At 73.0% G+C, this 20,524-nt stretch carries 23 protein-coding genes; 12 read left to right on the top strand and 11 right to left on the bottom strand.

Annotation, left to right across the window (positions count from 1 at the left end; genetic code table 11):
* Positions 1 to 21 precede the first annotated feature (21 nt).
* Positions 22 to 153: a hypothetical protein gene (locus ACFPIJ_RS43095; protein ID WP_380124649.1), complete on the bottom strand. Its 132-nt coding sequence runs from the start codon at positions 151 to 153 to the stop codon at positions 22 to 24.
* A 183-nt stretch (positions 154 to 336) separates the two neighbouring features.
* Entirely contained in the window at positions 337 to 1,320 is a 984-nt protein-coding gene (locus ACFPIJ_RS43090) for a serine hydrolase domain-containing protein (RefSeq protein ID WP_380124647.1), read from the bottom strand.
* A 405-nt stretch (positions 1,321 to 1,725) separates the two neighbouring features.
* Between ACFPIJ_RS43090 and ACFPIJ_RS43085 the strand changes: the two genes are divergently transcribed.
* Positions 1,726 to 2,139, top strand: coding sequence for a DUF4259 domain-containing protein (locus ACFPIJ_RS43085; RefSeq protein WP_380124645.1), 414 nt, complete (start codon positions 1,726 to 1,728; stop codon positions 2,137 to 2,139).
* A gap of 46 nt (positions 2,140 to 2,185) precedes the next feature.
* Here ACFPIJ_RS43085 and ACFPIJ_RS43080 read toward each other — a convergent pair whose 3' ends face one another.
* Positions 2,186 to 3,031 carry an alpha/beta hydrolase gene (locus ACFPIJ_RS43080; protein WP_380124643.1) on the bottom strand — a complete coding sequence of 282 codons (846 nt, stop codon included), beginning with the start codon at positions 3,029 to 3,031 and terminating at the stop codon, positions 2,186 to 2,188.
* A gap of 80 nt (positions 3,032 to 3,111) precedes the next feature.
* Here ACFPIJ_RS43080 and ACFPIJ_RS43075 point away from each other — a divergent pair, with 80 nt between their 5' ends.
* Together ACFPIJ_RS43075 and ACFPIJ_RS43070 are read left to right on the top strand one after the other, a co-directional pair.
* Positions 3,112 to 3,870 carry an SDR family NAD(P)-dependent oxidoreductase gene (locus ACFPIJ_RS43075; RefSeq protein WP_380124641.1) on the top strand — a complete coding sequence of 253 codons (759 nt, stop codon included), beginning with the start codon at positions 3,112 to 3,114 and terminating at the stop codon, positions 3,868 to 3,870.
* Positions 3,870 to 4,259 (top strand): MerR family transcriptional regulator, encoded by a 390-nt coding sequence (locus ACFPIJ_RS43070; RefSeq protein WP_380124639.1) that lies wholly within the window; start codon positions 3,870 to 3,872, stop codon positions 4,257 to 4,259. The genes ACFPIJ_RS43075 and ACFPIJ_RS43070 overlap by 1 nt, the downstream gene beginning before the upstream one ends.
* A gap of 19 nt (positions 4,260 to 4,278) precedes the next feature.
* Here ACFPIJ_RS43070 and ACFPIJ_RS43065 read toward each other — a convergent pair whose 3' ends face one another.
* Positions 4,279 to 4,746 (bottom strand): HIT family protein, encoded by a 468-nt coding sequence (locus ACFPIJ_RS43065; RefSeq protein WP_380124637.1) that lies wholly within the window; start codon positions 4,744 to 4,746, stop codon positions 4,279 to 4,281.
* A 27-nt stretch (positions 4,747 to 4,773) separates the two neighbouring features.
* Positions 4,774 to 5,058, bottom strand: coding sequence for an ADP-ribosylglycohydrolase family protein (locus ACFPIJ_RS43060; protein ID WP_380124635.1), 285 nt, complete (start codon positions 5,056 to 5,058; stop codon positions 4,774 to 4,776).
* Between the two features lie 59 nt (positions 5,059 to 5,117).
* Here ACFPIJ_RS43060 and ACFPIJ_RS43055 point away from each other — a divergent pair, with 59 nt between their 5' ends.
* Both ACFPIJ_RS43055 and ACFPIJ_RS43050 read left to right on the top strand, forming a co-directional pair.
* Positions 5,118 to 6,374 (top strand): outer membrane protein assembly factor BamB family protein, encoded by a 1,257-nt coding sequence (locus tag ACFPIJ_RS43055; RefSeq protein WP_380124630.1) that lies wholly within the window; start codon positions 5,118 to 5,120, stop codon positions 6,372 to 6,374.
* An 88-nt stretch (positions 6,375 to 6,462) separates the two neighbouring features.
* Positions 6,463 to 7,041, top strand: coding sequence for a dihydrofolate reductase family protein (locus ACFPIJ_RS43050; protein ID WP_380124628.1), 579 nt, complete (start codon positions 6,463 to 6,465; stop codon positions 7,039 to 7,041).
* 6 nt (positions 7,042 to 7,047) lie between these two features.
* Here ACFPIJ_RS43050 and ACFPIJ_RS43045 read toward each other — a convergent pair whose 3' ends face one another.
* Positions 7,048 to 8,115: a helix-turn-helix transcriptional regulator gene (locus ACFPIJ_RS43045; protein ID WP_380124626.1), complete on the bottom strand. Its 1,068-nt coding sequence runs from the start codon at positions 8,113 to 8,115 to the stop codon at positions 7,048 to 7,050.
* Positions 8,116 to 8,233: 118 nt separating this feature from the next.
* On the opposite strand from ACFPIJ_RS43045, the gene ACFPIJ_RS43040 reads away from it, so the two are divergent.
* Positions 8,234 to 9,292 carry a saccharopine dehydrogenase family protein gene (locus ACFPIJ_RS43040; protein WP_380124624.1) on the top strand — a complete coding sequence of 353 codons (1,059 nt, stop codon included), beginning with the start codon at positions 8,234 to 8,236 and terminating at the stop codon, positions 9,290 to 9,292.
* Here the strand turns inward: ACFPIJ_RS43040 and ACFPIJ_RS43035 are convergent.
* Positions 9,260 to 9,994: a helix-turn-helix domain-containing protein gene (locus tag ACFPIJ_RS43035; RefSeq protein WP_380124622.1), complete on the bottom strand. Its 735-nt coding sequence runs from the start codon at positions 9,992 to 9,994 to the stop codon at positions 9,260 to 9,262. The two genes, ACFPIJ_RS43040 and ACFPIJ_RS43035, sit on opposite strands and share 33 nt — an antisense overlap.
* A 17-nt stretch (positions 9,995 to 10,011) precedes the next feature.
* Between ACFPIJ_RS43035 and ACFPIJ_RS43030 the strand changes: the two genes are divergently transcribed.
* Complete coding sequence (locus ACFPIJ_RS43030; RefSeq protein WP_380124621.1) at positions 10,012 to 10,791, top strand: class I SAM-dependent methyltransferase; 780 nt, start codon at positions 10,012 to 10,014, stop codon at positions 10,789 to 10,791.
* 57 nt (positions 10,792 to 10,848) lie between these two features.
* On the opposite strand, the gene ACFPIJ_RS43025 is transcribed toward ACFPIJ_RS43030, so the two are convergent.
* The gene (locus ACFPIJ_RS43025) at positions 10,849 to 11,367 is read right to left on the bottom strand and encodes a hypothetical protein (RefSeq protein ID WP_380124619.1); all 519 of its coding nucleotides are present in this window, start codon (positions 11,365 to 11,367) and stop codon (positions 10,849 to 10,851) included.
* A gap of 99 nt (positions 11,368 to 11,466) precedes the next feature.
* On the bottom strand, positions 11,467 to 12,420 hold the full coding sequence (locus tag ACFPIJ_RS43020) for a GlxA family transcriptional regulator (protein ID WP_380124617.1): 954 nt from the start codon (positions 12,418 to 12,420) through the stop codon (positions 11,467 to 11,469).
* 115 nt (positions 12,421 to 12,535) lie between these two features.
* On the opposite strand from ACFPIJ_RS43020, the gene ACFPIJ_RS43015 reads away from it, so the two are divergent.
* Positions 12,536 to 13,129: an MBL fold metallo-hydrolase gene (locus ACFPIJ_RS43015; RefSeq protein ID WP_380124615.1), complete on the top strand. Its 594-nt coding sequence runs from the start codon at positions 12,536 to 12,538 to the stop codon at positions 13,127 to 13,129.
* Positions 13,130 to 13,223: 94 nt separating this feature from the next.
* Here the strand turns inward: ACFPIJ_RS43015 and ACFPIJ_RS43010 are convergent, their stop codons facing one another.
* On the bottom strand, positions 13,224 to 13,796 hold the full coding sequence (locus ACFPIJ_RS43010; RefSeq protein WP_380124613.1) for a TetR/AcrR family transcriptional regulator: 573 nt from the start codon (positions 13,794 to 13,796) through the stop codon (positions 13,224 to 13,226).
* 102 nt (positions 13,797 to 13,898) lie between these two features.
* Between ACFPIJ_RS43010 and ACFPIJ_RS43005 the strand changes: the two genes are divergently transcribed.
* From ACFPIJ_RS43005 to ACFPIJ_RS42990, 4 genes are read left to right on the top strand one after another with little or no spacing between them, the layout of a single operon-like run.
* On the top strand, positions 13,899 to 14,456 hold the full coding sequence (locus ACFPIJ_RS43005; protein ID WP_380124611.1) for a hypothetical protein: 558 nt from the start codon (positions 13,899 to 13,901) through the stop codon (positions 14,454 to 14,456).
* Between the two features lies 1 nt (position 14,457).
* Positions 14,458 to 15,879, top strand: coding sequence for a dihydrolipoyl dehydrogenase family protein (locus ACFPIJ_RS43000; protein WP_380124609.1), 1,422 nt, complete (start codon positions 14,458 to 14,460; stop codon positions 15,877 to 15,879).
* Positions 15,880 to 15,926: 47 nt separating this feature from the next.
* Entirely contained in the window at positions 15,927 to 16,826 is a 900-nt protein-coding gene (locus tag ACFPIJ_RS42995; protein WP_380124607.1) for a bile acid:sodium symporter family protein, read from the top strand.
* Positions 16,823 to 19,954: an ATP-binding protein gene (locus ACFPIJ_RS42990; protein ID WP_380124605.1), complete on the top strand. Its 3,132-nt coding sequence runs from the start codon at positions 16,823 to 16,825 to the stop codon at positions 19,952 to 19,954. The genes ACFPIJ_RS42995 and ACFPIJ_RS42990 overlap by 4 nt, the downstream gene beginning before the upstream one ends.
* On the opposite strand, the gene ACFPIJ_RS42985 is transcribed toward ACFPIJ_RS42990, so the two are convergent.
* Positions 19,938 to 20,522, bottom strand: a complete 585-nt coding sequence (locus tag ACFPIJ_RS42985) for a class I SAM-dependent methyltransferase (RefSeq protein WP_380124603.1) — start codon at positions 20,520 to 20,522, stop codon at positions 19,938 to 19,940. The two genes, ACFPIJ_RS42990 and ACFPIJ_RS42985, sit on opposite strands and share 17 nt — an antisense overlap.
* Positions 20,523 to 20,524 lie beyond the last annotated feature (2 nt).

Genomic DNA, 20,524 nt, shown 5'->3' with positions numbered 1-20,524 from the left:
CCGATCAAGCATGAGCGGACGTCATTCCTGATGCGGCTGGGTGTCACCGAACGAGTCGGCCAGGCGTCGAAGCCGCCGGACCTCCTCGACCAGCTCGCGGTCGGACGGCACACTGACCACGGTGAGGCCGGCGGGCCCGGGAGAACGCTCCATCAGGCGAAGTGTCACCGCGAGCCAGGCGCGCAGATCACCAAGTTCGCGACCTGGATCCGTCACATCTCGATCGTGCCACGACGCCGGCCACCGTCGGCCAAGTCTCGCGCGCTCGGCGGAGTGTGAGGACAGGCCGGGAGGCCACATGGGTGTTCAGATCCACGCCCGACGTCGACGCACGGCCTAACTCTCGGCCAGCCGCTGCGCCAGGCGCCGCGCGACGGGCCACGCGCCGTCGGACGAGTTGGACACAACGGTCCACGTCAGCGCCGCCGACGGGTCGTGGACGCTGCGGAACGACACGCCCGCGTCGTAGCCCTCCAGGCTGACCGCCGGGCCGGATCCGGCCAGCCAGAAGCCGAGCCCGTAGCGCCGGTCCCCCTCCGTGGCGACGCTGCGCGGCCGGATCATCTCCGCCACGCGCGCGGTCGGCACGATCCGCCCGGCGAACAGCGCCGTCCAGAGCGCGCTGAGGTCCGCGACCGTCGAGTACGCGCCGCCGTCGCCGCTGCCGCGGACCGGCAGGTGGAACACGTTGGTCCGGTCGGAGCCGGCCCCGTGCAGGTAGCCGCGGGCGGCACCGGCGGGCAGTTCGTCCGAGCGCGGGAAGCCGGTCGCCGTCATGCCCGCCGGCCCCGTCACTCGCCGCGCGACGAGGTCGCGGAACGGCACCCCGGCGACACGCTCGGCGATCAGCGCGAGGACGACGTAGCCGCTGTTGCAGTACGAAAACCGCTCGCCGGGTGCGAACTTCGCCGGGAACCCGCCGAGGACCTTCAGATAGTCCTCGGTCTCGCCCAACTCGTGGACCGGCGCGGTCAGCACGAAGTCGGTGATGTCGCCGTCGAGGTCCTCGTCGAAGTAGTCGCCGATCCCGGACCGGTGCGCCAGCAGGTGCTCGACGGTGACGTCCGGGCCGATGAGCGGCAGGTCGTCGCCGAGCACCTTCCGCGCGGACGTGTCCAGCGACAACGTCCCGTCCTCGACGAGGCTCATGACGACGAGCGCGGTGAACCCCTTGGTCGCCGACGCGATCCCGAACCTGGTGCCGAGCGTGTTGGCCACGCCGGCCGCACGGTCGGCGAGCCCGCGCGCGGTGGCGAACAGCGTCACGCCGCCACGGTCGACACGGACGGCCCCGGAGAAGCCTTCGAGGTCGTCCAGCACCGCAGCTCCCGAAGTCCTGAGTAGTGACGGCGCGCCTGCCGGAAGAACGAGCCGTTACCGGCGCACCTGAAGTTGTCCGACGACAGTACCTACGCAGCGCCGGACTCCGCCGTTCACTTTTTGGGACCCTCGGCCGGCGGCCGCGGCGCTGTCGTTGGCCTCGTCGTGGTTCGCGGGTGGTGGTCTGTTCAGCTGGACTGGTCGGTACCAGCGCTCCGAACCGGCAATCCTCAACGACCTGGTTTGTTCGAAACGTCGGGTTCCGGCGCGGCGTGGGTGCGGAGTTTGCTTGCTGCCCTGCACCGCCGCGAGGGTTCCCTGGTCGGCGGCCGATCTCCGGCGCCGGGGCCGTCACCGCGATCGCATCGCGCGATCCCGCCGTGCTGTACTGCGACGCATGGCGACATGGGACCGGAACCGTTCGCGAGTGATGCCGGCCAGGACCTGCTCGGCCGGCTGGCCGGGAGCACCGAGGACGAGCGGCGGAGGGTGCTGCGCGAGATCCTCGGCGGCGTGAACCGGATCGGGGACCGCAGCTTTGACTGGTTCGAGCAGGACGTCGTGGATGCGGCGGCGCTTGTGGCGCTGAGCGTGCCAGGCGGTCGGGAGCTGCTGGCCGACGTCGGGCACGGTGCCGGGGCTGCGGTCGTGACCGGTGGTGTCGACATCGAGTTGCGGACGCAGGCGCTCGCCGGGCTGGAGCTGATGCTGCAACCCGGCAACGACTGGTACGACACCTGGATCGACGGCGACGAGGACTGCGAGGGCGCCCGCACGGCTCGCGCGGTCGCCACAGTCCTGCGCTCGTCCTTGGGCTAGTGCGCGGCAGATCCAGCTGCCCGGACTGCCAGCTAACGCTGGCTTGTCAGGAGTCCAGCGGCCGCCACAGCCAGCGCAGCGCGTCCGGCAGCAGGACACCGCCGTGGTTGGGGCTGTGGCCGCCGTCGCCGAGCACGAGCCGGAAGTCGTAGCCCGTCTCCGCCAGGGCGGCGGCGACGTGCAGGTTGCTGGCGAGCCAGTTCCGTTCTGGCTCGTTCCAGCGCAGGTCCCGGTGTCCGGCCTGCAGGAAGATGCGCAGCGGCTTGCGGGGGACGCTGCGGATGAGCTCGGGGTACGGGTTTCCGTCCGGCATCTGCACGAAGCTGGACAGGCAGCAGATCGCTCGGCGGAACGCGTCCGGGCGCAGCCACGCCACGGTGAAGGCGCAGTTGCCGCCGCTGCTGCCGCCACAGATGCCCCACCCGCCCGGATCCGTGGTGATGGAATAGCGTTCCGCGACCTGCGGGATGATTTCGGTCAGCAGGAAGGTGGCGTAGCGGTCGTCGAATGCGTCGTACTCGACGTTGCGATGCTTCGGCCCCACGGCATCGTCCCGGACGCCAGGATCGACGAACACGCCGACGGTGACCGGGATGTCGCCGCGGCTGATGAGGTTGTCCAGGACGATCGCGCCACGGACCTCACCGTCCGGATCCAGGTACAGCCGGCCATCCTGGAACACCATCAGCGCCGCAGGCTGCGACGGGTCGTACTGCGCCGGCAGGTGCACCCAGAACCTCCGCGACGTGCCCGGATAGACGACGCTGTCGTTCCAGTCGAACTCGACGGTCCGGCCGGCGGGCACTCCCGGCTGCCGTGCCGAGTCGGGGCCATGGGCGTACCGAACGTCCTGATCGACGGGAAGGGGCTGAAACGGCACCTCGACGGTCACAGGGGCACCCTACGGAGGAACGCCGTCCCGCCGTCGCTGGTTGACCTTGCCGTAGGCGGCAGGGTTGCATGATCGCCGGCATGGACAGCACCGCACCGCAGAGCGTCAGGATCGTCGCCGTCACCGGGGCCGGCACCGGCATCGGCCGGGCCACCGCCCACGCCTTCGCCGCCGAGGGCGCCCACGTGGTCGCCATCGGACGGCGCAGCGAACCACTCGTGGAGACCGCCGCCGGGCATGACCGGATCACGCCACTGTCCGTCGACATCACCGCCGAGCGCGGGCCCGAGCAGATCGTCCGATCGGTGTCGGAGACCTTCGGCCGGTTGGACGTGCTGGTCAACAACGCCGGCGTCGTGCGTGGCGGCGCCCTCGGTGCGTTGACCCAGCAGCTGATCGCCCCGCAGGTCGCCACCAACCTCGTCGCGCCGATCCTGCTGGCTCAGGCCGCGCTGCCGCTCCTGGAGCGCTCCGGCGGGGTGATCGTCAACGTCAGCACCGCAATCGGACAGCGGGCCTGGCCCGGCAACTCGGTCTACGCCGCGACCAAGGCCGCCCTGGACCTGCTGACCCGCAGTTGGGCGGTCGAGCTGGCGCCCCGCGGGGTCCGAGTCGTGGCGGTCGCCCCCGGCGCGATCGACACCCCCATCAGCGAGCATCAGGGCCTGACCCCGCAGCAGTCGGCGGCAGTACGGAAGTGGCAGCTGGCGCACACCCCGCTGGCCCGCATCGGCCGTCCCGAGGAGGTGGCCTGGGCGATCGTCCAGCTTGCCGCGCCGGGTGCGTCGTTCGTCACCGGGGTGGTGCTCCCGGTCGACGGTGGGGCAGTCGTAGCCTGATGCGACCGGCACGGGAGGTGGAGCGGGTGCGGATCGGCGAGCTGGCCGAAGCGACGGGAACAACCGCTCGCGCGCTGCGGCACTACGAGCAGGCCGGGCTGATCTCCTCCGAACGGACCGCCAACGGCTACCGTGTCTACGACGAACTGGCCGCGGTGCGGGTCCGCAACATCCGTCATCTGCTGGCCGCCGGGCTCACCCTGGACGACGTGCGCGTGTTCCTGCCGTGCCTGGACGGCGATGTCGCTGCCGTGCCGCCCTCGGACGCGGGCCTGCGGGTCGCGCTGGACCGGTTGGCGGTCCTCAACGAGCGCATCGCCGCCCAGACCGAAGCCCGCGACCGGCTGGAAGCCGCACTGCGGGAGAGGACCCACCTGCTGGGGCCATAGGCGCCGCAGTCGTGCGGCACTACCTCTCAGGAGTGCGAAGGAGCAGGCGAAGGGCGGCAGCGTCGGAGGCAAGCTGGTCCGGTGGCACGTCATAGTTCGGCCCGTCGGGCAGCGGTCCGCCCGGTGCCGGATCGTCCCAGTAACGAGCGGTCACGTGCGTATGCAGATGCGGCACCCGGTTGCCCAACGTCATGTAGTTGATCTTGAGCGGTTCGAAGTGCTGCTCAAGCGCCGCGCCCACCCGCAACGCCTCCAGATGAAAGCTTGCGGCCTCCTGCGCGGACAGGTGGTGCGGATCGATCACGTGACGGCCGCGCCAGATGACCACCGCGTATCCCCGCACCATCGCCCGGCGGGACAGATACGCATCGCTGACGTCGCCCGCGTAGATGCGTAACCCCACCGCTGACTCCTGCGGACGTCCCTCGGCGCAGAACGTGCACGCCGTTCCGGCCACTCGCGCCCGCCAGTCCTCGGGCCAACTCACGGTCACGAGTATGCGGGACGCCGGCACTTACTGCCGCGGGAATGGTTCGCGGGCGTCGAGCCACTCGGCGGGGACCCCGTCCAGGGCGGCCAGGTCGTCCTGCACCACCTGCCCGTGCTCGCGGAGCATCCGGTGCAGCGACACGGCCATCGCGGTGTCGTCGGTCCACGGCCACGGTCCCTGCGGCACCAGCCGTTCTTCGACCAGCCACTGCATCTGGTCGGCGGGCCGGAAGAACCACGTCTCGCCGAACGCGTCGCCGAGCGCCGTTCCGTGCAACGAGCGGGTCGCGGCGTCAACGTTGGCGGTCATGCGCCGATCGTGGCAGGCGGGCACTCGAAGTGTCGAACCGTTTCGGCGAGACTGAGGCGGTGATTGACCTCGACGCTCCCGGTCCGGCGCGGACGTTGGCGGTGCCGCCGTCACGCCGCCGCTGGTTGCCGCTGGGGCTGGTCGCCGTGCTGCTCCTGCTGCTGCCCGGTGGCGGCGGTTCGGGGCAGCCGCCGGGTCCGTCGGTGGTGCTGGACGGCGACGGGATCGGCGAACTGCGCGCCGACGGCGACACGCTGTACCTGCTGGGGCGCACCGTCATGGCGGCGTACCGGATGCCGGACGGTGCCCGCCGCTGGAGCGTCCCGGTGGAGCCCGGCGCCAAGCTGCTGGCCGCATCACAGGGCCGGGTGGTGCTGTTCATGGAAGAGGCGGAGACGGCCGGGATCGTGGGTCTCGACGCCGCCACGGGCGTCCAGGTCTGGCGGCGTGAGGGCGCCGTGCCGGCGCTGCCGTCCGGTGAGGGCCCGCCGGGGTTGCTGCTGGCCCGCGCGGACGGGGTGATCGACGGGCGCCTGCTCGGCCTGGACATCGGCACCGGGGCGGTGCGCTGGGAGCTCGGCACGCCCGCGGTCCGGCGGGTGCTGCTGGCCGGTGACGGGCGGCCGGAGATCGTCGACCTCGACCCCGGCGGGCCGCTGCTCGTCCGCGACGCCGGATCGGCCGCGGTGGTGCGGACGGTCGCGCTGCCGGGGCTCGACCCGGTCGACGGCTTCGACATCGCCGGCGACCGGTTGCTCGTCTACCACTTCGAGCGGACCACGCTGCTGGTCAGTTCCGTGTTCGACCTGGCGACGGGCCGCCGGCTGTGGCAGCGCACCGACATGGCGGCGGCCGGTGGCCTGTGGTGGTGCGGCACCGTGCTGTGCGGCGGCGGTGTCGGGCGGACCACGGTCGTGGATCCCGACACCGGCGACCAGCGCTGGAGCATCACGGGCTGGACGGACCTCGGCCCGTTCGACGCCGGCCTCATGTGGGCGACGATGCCCACCCCGAACACCGCCGACCCGGCCCTCGGCGCCGTCGTGCTGGACGCCGCCACGGGCCGGGTCGTGCGCCGGTTCGGCCCGTGGGACGTGGTCGCGGCGTTGCCGGGTCACGCCGCCCTGGTGACCGGCCGCAACCCCGGCGGCTCCCTGGTCGGCCGCCTCGACCTCGACACGGGCGCGGTGACGGTGCTGGGCCGCACGGAGCACTGGCCCGCCCCACCGAAGTGCCTCGTCACCGCCACGCTGCTGGCCTGCCACCGCGAGCGGGTGTCGGTGTGGCGGCTGTGCGGGGCGGCGGTCTGCGTCTGAACTCCACAAGCGTCGTTTCCGTACAAGACGGCCACCGCGGCCACTCCTAGCATTCGTTCTGAAGCGAACAGCAGAGGAGAAACCGCACATGCGTGAACTGGTCTACACCGGGTTCGTCTCGCTCGACGGTGTCGTCGACTCCCCCGGCGGCGGCCCCGGCGAGGAGCACCGCAGCGGCGGCTGGGTGGTCAAGGACGTCGAGTTCCTGCCCGAGGCGTTCTCGCTCAAGGGCGACGAGCTCGAGGAGACGACGGCGCTGATGTTCGGCCGGCGCAGTTACGAGGCGTTCGCGCCGTTGTGGCGCACCTCGGAGGACCACGCCGCCTACAAGGACCTGCCGAAGTACGTGGTTTCGGCGACGCTGCCCGACGACGCGCTCGTCGACGGCTGGGGTCCCGCGACGATCCTGCGCTCGACCGAGGACGTGGCCGCGCTGAAGCAGGGCGACGGCGGCGCCATCTTCGTGCACGGCAGCGCGGAGCTCGCCCGGCGCCTGTCCGACGCGGAGCTCATCGACCGGTACCACCTGCTGGTTTTCCCGGTCCTGCTCGGCGCGGGCAAGCGGCTGTTCAGCCCGGCGGACAAGGCCAAGCAGATGCTGCGGCTGCGGGAGTCCGAGGCGTACCCGAACGGCGTGCTGAAGGTGATCTACGACGTGACCGGCTGAGCAGGCTCAGGCGCCGCTGAACGCCGCGGTCAGCCCGGCCCGTGAGGTCACGCCCACCTTGCCGAACGTCGCTTTGACGTGGTCGCGGACGGTGTGCCGGCTCACGTGCAGCCGCCGCGCGACGTCGTCGGTGCCGTAGCCGGCCAGCAGCAGCCCGGTCACCTGCCGCTCCCGTCCGGTGAGGCCGTGCAGGGCGAAGAGCACCGGCAGCAGCTCCGCCGGGCCGGCCGACTCCAGCATCACGGCGACCTGGGACGGGCCCGCGGTGTCGGTGACGAGGATGTCGGCGTGGATCAGCAGCCAGCCGCCGCCGGTCAGCCGCACCCGAACCCGGGCCGGCCGGTCGGTGTCCGCAGCCTGGGCCTGCAGCGCCACCATCGCCACCGGCAGCGGGGTCTCTCCCGGGCCGGACCTGGGGAGCTGGTCCAGCCATCGGGTGGCCTCGGGCGTGGCTGCCGCGACCCGGCCCAGCTCGTCAAGCAGTAGCATGCCGCGCCCGCCATCAGGCCCGTCGGCGCGAGCCGGGCGGGCCGTGCGGATCAGGGCCGCGCGCAGGGCGGCGCCGACGTGGCGGGCGACGCCGGCGAGGAAACGCGCCTCGTCCGCGCTGAACGGCGGCGCGTCGGCCGCGCGGACCAGGCAGGCCAGGGCCCACGTCGAGGTCGCCGAGCGGGCCAGCAGCCGCAGCTCGTCGTGCAGGCCGAGCGGGACGTAGACGGCCCGGTGCCGGTCGCTGCGGGCCAGGTCACCGCCGGTGGCCGCGGTCAGGGTGGCGACGGTGCGCCCCGAGCGGTCCAGGTCGACGAAGCGGTTGAAATCGCGGTCGACGAACTCGCCGCGTGCCTTCGCCGCCGCCACACCGTCCGGGTCGGGCAGGCCGAGCGTCAGGGCGTGGGTCGGCAGCAGCGTCTCCGGGTCGGTGCGCATCCAGGCGGCGGTGTCGTGCGGCACGACCCGGCCGATCCGTTCGGCGACCTCCTGGACGATCACGTCGGGCTCCAGTGGCTGCGCGCACAGCGCCTCGATGGCGGCCCGCGTGGTGGCAGCGCCGGAGCCGAGCGTCGTTCTGCGCATCGCCCGACCGTAGCCCGCTCGCAGCGGCCCCGGCCACCCCCTCACCTGCGGGATGGACCCGGCACGACGCCACCGGCACGGTAGGTGCGTCAGTCGAGGAACGGGAAGGGAAACCATCGTGAGGATCGCCGTATACGGAGCCAGTGGGTACACCGGGCGGCTCGTCGCCGCCGAACTGCGCCGCCGGGGCATCGAGGTCGTGCTGTCCGGCCGCGACGCCGGGCGCCTGAGGGAAACGGCGGACGGGGTCGGCGGCGCCGAGGTCCGCCCGGCGGGAGCCGACGATCCCGCGGCCCTCGCCGCCGCCTTCAGGGACTGCGACGCCGTCATCAACTGCGCCGGCCCGTTCACCACCCTCGGCCTGGGCGTCGTCGGCGCCGCCGTCGCGGCCGGCTGCCACTACGTCGACACCAGCGCCGAGCAGGAGTTCCTCGCCGACGTCTTCGAGCGGTTCGCCGACAAGGCCCAGCAGGCCGGCGTCGCGGTCGTCCCGGCCACCGGCTACGACATCCTGCCCGGCGACTTCGCCGCCCACCTCGCCGGTGCCGCGGTCGAGCCGGTCGAGGAACTCGTCGTGGCCTACGACCTGAACAACTTCGGGATGACCCGGGGCACCCTGCGCTCCGCCTACGACATGCTGCACGGCACCCAGCTCGGCTACGCCGACGGCGGCTGGAACCGCACACCCCGCCCGCCCCGCCGCGCGGCGATGCGGTTCCCGGGCGGGGACGTCGAATCGCCGGTGATGGCCTGGCCGGGCTGCGAGGTCGTCACCGTCCCGCGGCACGTCCGGACCCGCAACGTCGAGGTGGTCATCAACGCCGCCGCCGCGACGCCGGAGTTCGCGCAACTGTTGCAGGCGCCCCCGGAGGCGGCCGCGCGGGTCATCGACGCGCTGCCGGAGGGACCGGCCGAGCACGAGCGCCCGGCCGCGGCGTTCACGGTCCTGGCCGAGGCGGTCGGCGCCGACGGCCGGCTCGGGCGGGCCGTGATCCGCGGCCGCGACGTGTACGGCTCAACTGCCGTCATCGCGGTCGAGGGTGCCCGCCGCCTGGTCGCCGGCGCCGACCGGACCGGTGTGCTGTCCCCGGCCCAGGCCTTCGACATCGCGGACTTCCTGCGGTTCCTGTCCACCCACGGCTTCTCATACGAGACGCAGGTCGCGGCGCGGGTGTAGGTCCTGCCGGTCCAGGTTCAGGGCGATCGCCCCGCCGGTCCCGTCGCGCAGCTGCCGGGCGGTGCGTCCCACGTACCGGCGCAATGCCCTGGCCAGGTGCGGCTCGTCGAAGTAGTCGAGGCCGGTGACGACGTCGGCGACCGGGGCCCCGGCGGCGAGCAGTGCCGAGGCGTTGCGGGCGCGCTCGATCTGGCGGACGGCGCCCTGGGTGAGGCCGGTCGTCTCGCGGAACCGGCGTTCGACGGTGCGCGCGGTCACGGCCGGTGCGTGGCCCCGGCGGACGTCGGTGACGAGCGGGTCGCGGATCACGGCGCCGGCCCGGACGAGCCGGTTGACGAGGGCCTCGGCGTCATCGGCGCTCGGCGTCTCCCAGCGGGCGCCGTCCAGCCGGAAGCTGCGCCGGGTCGCGTCGGGAAGTTCGACGCCGCCGTCGACGAGGGCGGGTGTCGGCACGGTCCGCAGCGACGTGCCGACGGCGAACTCGATGCCGACGAAGGTCGCGCCCTCCGGCACGGGCGCGGTGCCGGTCCTCGTTTCCGGTCCGCTGATGCTGGCGTACGCGATGCCGTCGCGCTGCCAGAACACCAGTCCCCAGCACACGCCGGCGACCGACGTCATCTCCGCGACCTGCGCACTCGTGCAGGTCCACACGGTGTCGACCCAGGGCGAGTCGGACGCGCGGGTCTCGAACCGGAGTGCCACGTGCCTATTGTGGTCCGATGCATCAGCCCGCGAACGCCCGCCCCGTCGACTTCGACTCCGAGCTGAGCAGGCTGAGCGCGGTCCTGTGCGACGCCTGGGACATCCGGCCCGGGGAGCGGGTCCTGGACGTCGGCTGCGGCGCCGGGCAGACGACGCGGGAGGCCGCCCGCGCGGCGCAGGCGGGCCGGGTCCTCGGCGTGGACGTGTCCGCGGCAGCCGTCGAACGCGCCCGCACCCGCGCCGAAGGCCTGGACAACGTCACGTTCGAATGTGCCGACGCGCAGGTGCACGACTTCGCGCCGGGCTCGTTCGACGTGGTGATCAGCCGGTTCGGCACGATGTTCTTCGCCGACCCGGTCGCCGCGTTCACCAACATCGGGCGCGCGCTGCGCCCGGGCGGGCGCCTGGTCATGCTGGTCTGGCAGGCCCGCGACCGCAACGAGTGGGCGGTCACCATCCGTCAGGCCCTGGCCGTCACCGGACCTGCGGCCGACGATGGGCCGGATGCGTTCTCGCTCGCCGACCCGTCCACTGGGGACGGGATCCTACGGGCGGCGGGGTTCGTCGACGTCCAGTTCGCCGACGTCGACGAACCCGTCTACTACGGCCCCGACGAGGCTGCGGCGCTGGCGTGGGTCCGAGGCTTCAGCAGTACCGCCGCCGCGTTGAAGAACGCCGATCCGGCCGTCGCGAGCCTTGCCGTGACGGGGCTCCGCGACGCGTTCGCCGCGCGGATAAGCGATCAGGGTGTCTGGTTTGGCGCGCGGGCCTGGCTGGTGACCGCGCTGCGCGGGTAGCGCGGTGGCCGGCCCCGCCGGGCCGCGGAGCCGGCCACCGCTGGAGGGGGAAGAAGGTCAGCGGAAGCCGGGGACGCTCGGCTTGGTGGGGTTCCACACCACGTAGCGGTCGAAGTAGCCGGTGTACTGGTACGGCGTGCCGGCCCAGGTCTCGCCGTGGTCGACGTCGATGGCCCAGATCCGGTTGTCGAAGTTGTGGTAGACGGTCTCGCAGCCGCCGTCCTTGAACATGTCCTTCTTGACGTCTTCGCTCTTGTTGTCCCCGTACTTGCCCATGACCCGCGCCTTGACCCCCCGGCCGTTGCCGAGCGTGTCCCAGACGCAGATCCTGACCTCCACCGAGTTGTAGTTGATGTGGTAGTAGTTCACCCACAGCTCGTACCAGCCGATCTGCTGGCCGGAGGCGTTCTTCATCACGCGGACGCCGGTGCTGTCATACCACTGCCCGTTTTCGACCCGCCAGATCGTGGTGTCGTAGGGCAGGTCCGGCGGTACCGCGTGCGCCGGTGACGCGACACCGACGGCCAGGCCCGACGTGACGAGCAGCGCGGCGATCGCCCGGGAGAGTCGCTTCAAGGACGGTCCCTTCCATGAGACGCGCGGCGCCGTCCGCCGCGCACCTCCTGACCATGCGTGTTTCCGGCGTTGTCCGGCAGCGTCACGCTGCTCGGACAATCAACCTCGGACAAACGTGCGCCGGTAGTCGCGGGGTGGGACGCCGCGGCGGCGCACGAACTGCTCCCGCAGCACGGCCGCGCTGCTGAACCCGGTCCGGTGGGCGATCTCCTCGATGCTCAGGTCGGTGACCTCCAGCAGTTCCTCGACCTGGTTCAGCCGCTGGGTGAGCAGCCACGCGTGCGGGGTCGCGCCGGTCACGTCCCGGAACCGCCGGATGAAGGTGCGGCGGCTCGTCAGTGCCCGGCCGGCGAGTTCGTCGATGGTTGTGCGGCGGTGCAGGTTGGCCCGGGCCCAGGCCAGCACGGCGCCGAGGCGTTCGTCGTCGGTGCCGGTCGCGACGGGCGCGGCGACGTACTGTGCCTGCCCGCCGTCGCGGTGGGGCGGCACCACGAGGTCGCGCGCCACCGCGTTGGCGACCGCCGCGCCGTGTTCACGGCGCAGCAGGTGCAGGCACAGGTCGACGCCGGCGGCGGCGCCCGCTCCGGTGACGACCCGGTCCTCGTCGACGTAGAGCACGTCGGGGTCGACCGTGACCGATGGATACCGGGCGGCGAGCCCGGCTGCGAACCGCCAGTGCGTGGTGGCCCGGCGGCCGTCGAGCAGGCCGGCGGCGGCCAGCAGGTAGGCGCCGACGCAGTGGCTGGCCACGATGGCGCCGCGGGCGTGCGCGGCGCGGAACGCGTCGAGGCTCGCGGCGGACGGCGGGTCGCGGAAGTCGTTGCCCGGCAGCGCGAACACCAGGTCGGCGCCGCTCAGGCGGTCCAGACCCCACTCGACGTGCAGCGGCAGGCCCAGGTCGGTCCGGACGGGTCCGGGTGCGTCCGCGCACACCGAGACGTCGAAGCCGGGCAGGCCGAGGTGTCGGCGGTCGCCGAACACCTCGGCGACCAGGCCGAGCCCGAACGCGGCGACCCCGGGCGGCGCGTAGACAGCAATCGAGACGAACGCCATGCGCATCAGCTTGGCACGATACCCGCGATCCGTGTCAATCGTGCCACTCGTCAGTCCCGCCCCGGGCGGCGACGCTGAACCCGCCACGATCGCGACACCACAGTGAGGAACTCCCATGCCTGACGCTCCGCGCGCCCGCACCGCCTCGACCCATGTCCTGGCGACCGGTTACACGAGCTCGACCGGCCCCGGGGTGGCGGCGACCGTGTCGTTCATCGCCGACGACGACCGGCGCATCGTGGTGGATCCGGGCATGGTCGCGCACCGTTCGGTCATCCTCGATCCGCTGTCGGCGCTGGGGGTGAGCGCCGGTGAGGTCACCGACGTGGTGCTCAGCCATCACCATCCCGACAACATCCTCAACGCGGGCCTGTTCGACCGGGCCCGGGTGCACGACCACAAGGCGATCTACCACGGTGACCAGTGGCAGGACCGGGACGCCGAAGGCTACGAGCTCACCCCGTCGGTGAAGCTCATCCGCACGCCCGGCCACAGCGCCGAGGACGTCACGGTGCTGGTGGGCACGCCGGAGGCCGTGATCGCGTTCGCCGGCGACCTGTGGTGGCGGCCGGACGGCCCGGCCGACGATCCGGTGGCGCCGGATCGTGCCCGGCTGCGGGCCAGCCGGGAGCGGGTCATCGCGGTCGCCGACGTGATCGTGCCCGGTCATGGTGCGCCGTTCCGGCCGGACGCGGCCACTCCGCGCTGAGCGGCCCGCACCGGCCCGAACCGGTCCGTGCGGAAGCGTCTCGGGGGCGCACGGACCGTGGGTGCGCCGTGGACCGACCGGTCCACGGCGCACCTCAGCGGATGAGGTCCTCGACGCCGCGGAGGAAGGTCGCGCAGATCTGGCCGGGGTCGAACAGGCAGCCGGCCGCCATCGCGCCGTCGCGGAGCATGACGAAGTGCTGGGCGGCGGGTTCGGCGCCGGTCGGTTGGATGCCCGCCATCAGCGTGGTGATCGTGTCGAGGAACCACTGCCGGTGCGCGAGGACGGCCTGGTGCACGGGGTGGCCGGGGTCGGGGTACTCGGCGACGGCGTTGAGGAACGCGCAGCCGCGGAAGCCGGTGGAGCGGATGCCCTGGGCGATCGCCTCGGCAATGGCCCGCAGCGCGTCGGGCGCCGGGAGGCCGGCGGCGACGGCGGCGTCGACCTGCCCGCGGATGGCCTGGTCGGCCGCCTGGAGGTAGGCGAGGACGAGGTCCTCCTTGCCGGGGAAGTGCCGGTAGAACGTGGCCCGGGTCACTTTTGCCTCGGCGATGATCCGGTCGACGCCGACGGAGTGGATGCCCTGCGTGTAGAAGATCCCGGCGGCGGTGGCGAGCAGCCGGTCCCGCGCCTCGGAGGGCCTGGTCTCGGTTTCGCTGCGTGCCATGGGCCCAATGGTAGCGACAGAACGTTCCGTCTTGACAAGCCGAGGGCGAGTCGGCACTCTTAGGCGAGACAGAACGTTCGTTCTCCCATCGTGAGGATCGCCATGACCACCGTTGCCGCCCCCGGCATCTCCACCACAGCGTCCGCCCTGCGACGGCTGTACTTCGTCCGCTTCGCGTTCGCCATCGTCTGGGCCCTCGTGATGTTCACGACCGCGGAGCACCTCGGCCCGCTCGCCATGACGCTGCTCGTGCTCTACCCGCTGTTCGACGTCGCCGCCGCGCTCGTCGACGCCCGCGCGTCCCGCGCCACCGCGACGCCCACCCTGCTGTACGTGAACGTCGCGATCAGCCTGCTCGCCGCGGTTGGCCTGGCCTTCGCCGACGCGTCCGGCATCCCGGCGGTCCTGCGCGTGTGGGGCGCCTGGGCGATCGCCGCCGGCCTGGTGCAGCTGATCGTGGCGATCCCCCGCCGCCAGCTGGGCGGCCAATGGCCGATGATCATCAGTGGTGGCCTGTCCGTCGTCGCCGGTGCGACGTTCATCGCCGGCGCCGGCGCGGACGACCCGGTGCTGACCAACGCGATCGGCTACGCCATCCCCGGCGCCATCTTCTTCCTCATCTCGGCCATCCGCCTCGGCCGCGCAGCGAAAGGCAACTGACGTGCAGCACGCGACATACGACGTCATCGTCATCGGCGCGGGACCCGTCGGGGAGAACGTCGCCGACCGGGTCGTGCGGGGCGGGCTGACCGCCGCCGTCGTCGAGCGGGAACTGGTCGGCGGTGAGTGCTCCTACTGGGCGTGCATGCCGACCAAGGCGTTGCTGCGCAGCGGGGCCGCGCTCCGGGCGGCCCGCCGGCTGCCCGGCGCCCGCGAGGCGGTGACCGGCGACCTGGACGCGGCGGCCGTGCTGCGCCGCCGCGACTCGTTCGCCTCGAACTGGTCGGACGACGGGCAGGTGGCCTGGCTCGACTCGGCCGGGATCACCCTGTTTCGCGGCCAGGGACGGATCAGCTCGGACCGGGTGGTCGAGGTGACCGGCGCCGACGGCAGCACGGTCACGCTCACCGCCCGCCACGCGGTCGTCGTCGCAACCGGCAGCAGCGCCCTGCTGCCGGACGTCACCGGTCTGCGCGAGGCGGCGCCCTGGACGAGCCGGGAGGCGGCCGCGGCCGGCAAGGTTCCCGGCCGGCTCGCCGTCATCGGCGGCGGCGTGGTCGCGGCGGAGATGGCGACCGCCTATGCGGGGCTCGGCGCCATGGTGACGGTGCTGGCCCGCGACGGTGTGCTGCCACAGGCGGAGCCGTTCGCCGGCGAGCGCGTCACGCAGGCGCTGCGCGACGCCGGCGTGGCGGTCCTCGTGGGCGCCGAGGCCGCGTCGGTGCACCGGGACGGCGACGGCACGGTGCGCGTCACGCTCACCGACGGCGGGCAGGTCGACGCCGACGAGGTCCTGGTCGCGATCGGCCGCCGGCCGAACACGGACGACATCGGCCTCGACACGATCGGGCTGGAGGCGGGCGGTTGGCTGACGGTTGACGACACACTGCGGGTCGCCAAAAGCGATGGGTGGCTGTACGCGGCCGGCGACGTCAACCGGCGCGTGCTGCTGACCCACCAGGGCAAGTACCAGGCCCGCGCGGTCGGCGACGTCATCGTGGCCCGCGCCAAGGGCGAAGCCGTTGACGACGGGCGGTGGGGCCGGCACGTCGCCACCGCCGACGAGCGGGCCGTGCCGCAGGTCGTCTTCACCGACCCGGAGGTCGCGTCGGTGGGCCTGACCGCGGCCGCCGCGGAGGCCGCCGGGCTGCGGATCCGGGTCGTCGATTACGACCTGGGGGCCGTGGCGGGATCCGCGCTGCACGCCGACGGCTATCAGGGGCAGGCCCGGATGGTGGTCGACGAGGACCGGCAGGTGATCGTCGGTGTCACGCTCGTCGGCCCGGACGTCGCGGAGTTGCTGCACGCCGCGACGATCGCGGTGGTCGGCGAGGTGCCGTTGGATCGGCTGTGGCACGCCGTTCCCGCGTACCCGACGGTCAGCGAGGTGTGGTTGCGGCTGCTGGAGGCGTACAGCCGCTGACGGAGATCAACTATTGACCGGCTGCGGCGCACCGGTGACAATGCACCGTGGGCTCCGCGTTGATCTCTGCCAGTCTGCCCGTTGCCCTTTTCGTCGTGATGCTCGGCCTGGGTCTCAGCCTGACCGTCGAGGACTTCCGGCGGGTCGGACGGCACTCCCGGGCGGTCGTCGTGGCGCTGCTGTGCCAGCTCGTGCTGCTCCCCCTCATCTGCTTCGGCCTGGTGCTCGCGTTCCAGCTGCCGGCGGCGCTGGCGGTGGGGATGATGCTGGTCGCGGCGTCGCCGGGTGGTCCCACCGCGAACCTGTACAGCCACCTGTTCGGCGGGCACGTCGCACTGAACGTCACGCTCACCGCGGTCAACACGGCGCTGATCGTCGTCACGCTGCCGATCGTGGTGAACCTGTCGACCACGTACTTCCTGCCCGACGAGGCCGCGCTCGGGCTGCAGTTCGGCAAGGTGCTGCAGGTGTTCCTGATGGTGCTCGTGCCGGTCGCGATCGGCATGCTCGTGCGCGCGCGGGCGCCCGAGGTCGCGCGGCGGCTCAACCGCCCGGTGCGGGTGCTGTCGGTGGTGGTCCTGGTCGCGGTCATCTCCCTCGTGCTGTACGCGGAGCGGGCCAACCTCGCGGACTACTTCGTCGCAGTCGGGCTCGCCGCGCTGACGTTCAACCTCGTCAGCCTGCTGATCGGGTACGGCGCACCGCGGCTCGCCGGCGTCGAGCACCGCGAGGCCATCGCCGCCGGGTTCGAGATCGGCATCCACAACACCACGATCGCCGTGACGGTCGCGTTGAGCCCGGCGCTGCTGGACAACGCCGAGATGGCCGTCCCGGGCGTGGTCTACGGCGTCGTCATGCAGTTCGCGGCGGCCGGGTTCGGCGTGCTGCTCACCCGCGGCCGGGTCCGGCGGTCCGCGGGTGACGCGACCCCGGTCGAGCAAGGATGAACGGCGGTGGGCTGCGCCTACAGGTGCTCGGCCCGCTCCGGGTGTGGCGCGACGGGGTCGAGCTGGACGTCGGACCGCGGCAACAGGCGTATCTCCTGGCGCTGCTGCTGGCCCGCGTGGGCAACCCGGTCACGACCAGCGAGCTGATCGGGCTGATCTGGGGCGACGACGCCCCGACGAGCGCGCTCAACGTGATCCAGAAGTACGTCGGAGCGCTGCGGCGCCTGCTCGAACCCGAGGTCCCCGCTCGGGAAACCGGTTCGTACCTGCACCGCCGCGGCAACGCGTACCTGTTCGTCGGCGGCCCCGGCACGCTGGACCTGCTCGCCTTCCGGGAGCTCGTCTCGGCCGCCGAGGCGGCGCTGGCGCAGGACCAGCACGAACGGGCGCTCCAGCACTACCTCGACGCGCTCGGCCTGTGGCAGGGCCCGGTGGCCGACGGGTTCACCCACGAGACGGCCGCGATGGCGGTCTTCGCCTCGCTCGACGACGAGTTCCGGGCCGCCTGCACGGCTGCGGCCGACCTGGCCGTGGCGGCGGGCCGGCCGGAGCGGGTGCTGCCGGCGTTGCAGCTCGCCACGAAGACGGCACCGTTCCACGAACCCGTGCTGGCCGGTTTCGTCGCGACGCTCGGCGCCGCCGGGCGCCAGGCCGAGGCGCTGTCGGCGTTCCGCGCGTTCCGGGACCGCCTGGCCGACGAACTCGGCATCGACCCCGGCCCGGCGCTGCAGGCCGCGTATCTGCGGGTGCTGGCGCAGACCCCGGCAGCACCGCCCGGGGCCGGCACCGCACCCGTGCGCAGCATGGTCGGCCGGGCCGAGGAGCTCGCCGTCCTGCGGCAGGCCGTGGAGGCGGCGCTCACCGGCGGCACCGGGCTCGCCCTCGTCGAGGGCGAGCCGGGCGTGGGCAAGACCCGCCTGGTGCAGGAGGCCGCAGCCGACGCGGGCCGGCGCGGGGCGCGGGTCGTCTGGGCTTCGTGCCTGGAAGGCGACGGCACGCCCGCGATGTGGGCGTGGGAGCAGGCGCTCACCGCCGTCGTCGACGGCCTGCCGGTGTCGGCGCGCGAAAAGTGGCTGGCAAGCGACCTCGGGAGTCTCGTCGAATCGCGGCACGACGACGGCAGGCCGGTCGCTTCCGGCGGCCGTGCCCAGTTCCGGCTGTTCGAGCTGGTCGTCGCCGTCGTCGGGCAGGCCGCGGCGGAGCAGCCGTTGCTGCTCGTCCTGGACGACCTGCAATGGGGCGACGCCGCCTCGCTGCAGCTGTTCGGCCATCTGGCGGGCCGGCTGCCCGTGCGCACCGCGGTCATCGGTGCCCTTCGCAACCGCGCGCCCGTGCCCGGCTCCGACCTGTCCCGGGCGCTCGCCGACGCCAGCCGGCTGCCCATCCACCGCCGGATCCGGCTCGGCCCGCTCGGGCTGGCCGACGCCACCGAACTCATCCGCCGCGCCGCCGGTCACGAGCCCGGCGCCGGCACCGCCCGCACCATCTACGACCGCACCGCCGGCAACCCGTTCTACGTCCGGGAGCTGTCCCGGTTCCTCAGCGACCGGGGCGCACTCGCCGACGATGCGGCCGGAGTGCAGGCGGGGGTGCCGGCCGGGGTGCGAGACGTCGTGCGTGGCCGGATGGCCGGCCTCGACGACAGCGCCCGTGACCTGCTGCAGATCGCCGCGCTCATCGGCCGCGACGTCGACCTCGGTCTGCTCGCCCGTGTCGCGGAGGCGGACGTCGCGGGCTGCCTGGAGCGGCTCGAGCCGCTGCACGCGCTCGGCCTGCTCGAAACGCGGCCCGAGGCCCCGTTCTCGGTGCGGTTCGCGCACGACCTGGTGCGCGAGTCCATCACCGAGACCACGGCGCCGCAGCGGGTGATCCGGCTGCACCTGCGCGTCGCGGACGCGCTCGAGGAACAGCTGGCCGACGACGACTCCGTCCCCGAGCGCCTTGCCTACCACCTGTGGGCCGCCGGCCCGCTCGCCGACCCGGTGCGCACCGTGGAGGCGCTCAAGCGCGCCGGCCGCCGCGCGACGAGCAAACTCGCGTTCGCGGCCGCCGACCGGCATCTGGAAACGGCCGCCCAGATCGCACGGACGGCCGGGCTGCCCGAGCTGGAGCTGTCCGCCCTCGCGCTGCTGGCCATCGCCCCGCGCCGGCAGGCCGGGTTCGGCGGCACCACGTTCGACCTGCTCGAGCGGGCCGAGCTGCTGGCCCGTCAGCTCGGCCGGGACGTCGAGGCCGCCGGTCTGCTCTTCGCCCGCCTGTTCGGGGCCTACACGTTCCTGGAGCCGGACCGCGCGCATCTGGTCCGCCGCCTGTATGAGCAGGGCGAGGCGTCCGGCAACCCGGTCCTGCGCGTGTACGGGCGGCAGGCGTGGGGGCTGCACCAGTGGGATACGGGCAACATCGGCGAGGCGTACCGGTACTTCATCGACAACGACCCCGCCCTGCTGCACGGTGACGTCTCCTCGCGCAGCGAGACCTCGGTCCGCAGCGACGTGTCCGGGGAGTGGCCCGGATGGCGGGCCGTCGTGACGGCGCTGCACGGTGACGTCGAGACGGCCGGCACCATGATCGACGAGTGGAACGGGCCCACCGACCCGTACGGGGTGGCGACCTGGGCGTACTACATCACCATCATCGCCTCCATGGCCGGTGACGCGGACTGGGTGATGCGCACGATCGAGCGGTGGATGGCCATGGGCACCGGCCGCTCCGCCGTCCAGCAGGAGATCTACGTGCGGCTGAACTGGTTCTGGGCCCGCGCCCTCACCGGCGACGACCCGGCCGCGACCACGGCGGAGGCCGAGCAGCTCCTGGCCGCGACACTCACCGACCCGCCCCGGTGGGGCATCGCGTATCACAACGGGCTGATCGCCGAGATGTGGCTGGCCGCCGGCCGCCCGGACGCGGCCCGCACGGCGCTCGACCGGGCGGACCGGGCCCTGGAAGCGCACGGCCAGCGCTATGCCGAAGGCCTGATCCGGCTGCTGCGGGCGCGCGTGCTGCACGCCGAAGGGGCACCCGTCGACGTCGTCCGGGCCGCCGCCGAGGAGGCCCGCGCCTGGTCCGCGCGGCGGGCGACGCACCTCTTCGCCCGCCGCGCGGAACTGTTGCTCACTGAGCTTCAGTGACCGGACGGCGGCAGTAGTACACCAGGGCGGGCGGAACGTTGGCCCATTCGGTGCGGCTGACGACGACCTCGTCGAACCGTGACCGCAGGGACATGAGCAGCCGCCGCGCGGGTGGAAGCCACCGCGAATGCAGGTAGGCGAAAGTGGTGAACGCGCCGTGCGGCGGCAGGGCGGCGACCACCGCGCGCAGCACGTCGCGCTGACGGTGCTCGGCGAACGCCGCCCACGGCAGGCCGCTGACCACGACGTCGGCGTGGCTGATCCCGCGCTGCGCCAGCACCGCCGCGAGGTCGGTCGCGTCCGCGGTCACCACGTCGACCCCGGGATGCACAGCGCCCAGGTGCCGCGCGAATCTCGGGTTGACCTCCACCGCGATGTGCAGGCCACGCCCGGCGAGACGCCGCTGGATGGCGCCGGTGAAGGCGCCGGTGCCCGGACCCAGTTCCACCACGACGGGTGAACCGGTCCGGGGCACCGTAGCCGTCGCCACCCTGGCCAGCGCGGCGCCGCTCGGTGCGATCGCGCCGACCGTCAGGGGGTCGCGGACGAACTCCAGGAGGAACGACACCG

Origin of the sequence: Dactylosporangium cerinum (genome assembly GCF_042653625.1) — a bacterium.
Lineage (GTDB): Bacteria > Actinomycetota > Actinomycetes > Mycobacteriales > Micromonosporaceae > Dactylosporangium > Dactylosporangium cerinum.
Note: the sequence above shows the minus strand (reverse complement) of the source record. Positions and strands in the feature narration are given on the sequence as shown.

Bases quoted from the DNA above. Each gene is read 5' to 3' on its own strand.
- ACFPIJ_RS43095 (WP_380124649.1), bottom strand. From the start codon at position 153: ATGGAGCGTTCTCCCGGGCCCGCCGGCCTCACCGTGGTCAGTGTGCCG.
- ACFPIJ_RS43085 (WP_380124645.1), top strand. From the start codon at position 1,726: ATGGGACCGGAACCGTTCGCGAGTGATGCCGGCCAGGACCTGCTCGGC.
- ACFPIJ_RS43075 (WP_380124641.1), top strand. From the start codon at position 3,112: ATGGACAGCACCGCACCGCAGAGCGTCAGGATCGTCGCCGTCACCGGG.
- ACFPIJ_RS43070 (WP_380124639.1), top strand. From the start codon at position 3,870: ATGCGACCGGCACGGGAGGTGGAGCGGGTGCGGATCGGCGAGCTGGCC.
- ACFPIJ_RS43060 (WP_380124635.1), bottom strand. From the start codon at position 5,058: ATGACCGCCAACGTTGACGCCGCGACCCGCTCGTTGCACGGAACGGCG.
- ACFPIJ_RS43050 (WP_380124628.1), top strand. From the start codon at position 6,463: ATGCGTGAACTGGTCTACACCGGGTTCGTCTCGCTCGACGGTGTCGTC.
- ACFPIJ_RS43045 (WP_380124626.1), bottom strand. From the start codon at position 8,115: ATGCGCAGAACGACGCTCGGCTCCGGCGCTGCCACCACGCGGGCCGCC.
- ACFPIJ_RS43030 (WP_380124621.1), top strand. From the start codon at position 10,012: ATGCATCAGCCCGCGAACGCCCGCCCCGTCGACTTCGACTCCGAGCTG.
- ACFPIJ_RS43020 (WP_380124617.1), bottom strand. From the start codon at position 12,420: ATGGCGTTCGTCTCGATTGCTGTCTACGCGCCGCCCGGGGTCGCCGCG.
- ACFPIJ_RS43015 (WP_380124615.1), top strand. From the start codon at position 12,536: ATGCCTGACGCTCCGCGCGCCCGCACCGCCTCGACCCATGTCCTGGCG.
- ACFPIJ_RS43010 (WP_380124613.1), bottom strand. From the start codon at position 13,796: ATGGCACGCAGCGAAACCGAGACCAGGCCCTCCGAGGCGCGGGACCGG.
- ACFPIJ_RS43005 (WP_380124611.1), top strand. From the start codon at position 13,899: ATGACCACCGTTGCCGCCCCCGGCATCTCCACCACAGCGTCCGCCCTG.
- ACFPIJ_RS42990 (WP_380124605.1), top strand. From the start codon at position 16,823: ATGAACGGCGGTGGGCTGCGCCTACAGGTGCTCGGCCCGCTCCGGGTG.